This window comes from Haloarcula sp. Atlit-47R, assembly GCF_003665985.1.
In the GTDB taxonomy this organism is placed as follows: Archaea; Halobacteriota; Halobacteria; order Halobacteriales; family Haloarculaceae; genus Haloarcula; species Haloarcula taiwanensis.
In genome coordinates, this window is record NZ_QPLQ01000033.1 from 1 (window position 1) to 569 (window position 569).

A 569-nucleotide genomic window follows, 5' to 3' on the forward strand; every position below is an offset into this window, starting at 1 on the left:
CCACGAGGACCAGCTCCTTAACTTCCTCGTCAACCGACTTGACGAGGAAGTTTCTCTGAATCTCGCCAACAACGCTAAAATCGATGCAGAGAACATCTACGAGGTCCTCGTCGGTGCATGCACCGACGGGACCTCCGTCTCCACGCTCTGCGAAAACAGTGAAGACGCGCCTCCCGCAAACACGGTCCTCTACCATCTCCGAACGAAGTTTCAGTACCTCACAAAGCCGTTTAGTTAGAAGGTCTGCTTGCTGAAGATGTGTCCAACAACCAGCAAACAGACGATGAAATCCACGAGGACCAGCTCCTTAACTTCCTCGTCAACTCTCTTGACGAGGAAGTTGCTCTCTCACTCGCTGAAAACGCTGAACTCGATGCTGAAGACATCTACGAGGTCCTCGTCGGCGCCTGCGCCGACGGGACCTCGGTCTCAACGCTCTGTGAGAGAAGCGAAGATGCACCCCACGAAAACTCCGTTCTCTACCATCTCCGCACTAAATTCGATCTAGAAACGCTTGAACAGGTTGGCAACATGCTCCTCCAGAAAGACGTTCTCGACGTCCTTCCCCA

General features: G+C 53.3%; 2 pseudogenes. Both read left to right on the plus strand.

The features are described 5' to 3' along the window. Nucleotides 1-223: pseudogene (locus DVK00_RS20705) on the plus strand (ISH3 family transposase); the annotation flags it as partial. 35 nt (nucleotides 224-258) lie between these two features. Continuing rightward, nucleotides 259-569: pseudogene (locus tag DVK00_RS20710) on the plus strand (ISH3 family transposase); the annotation flags it as partial.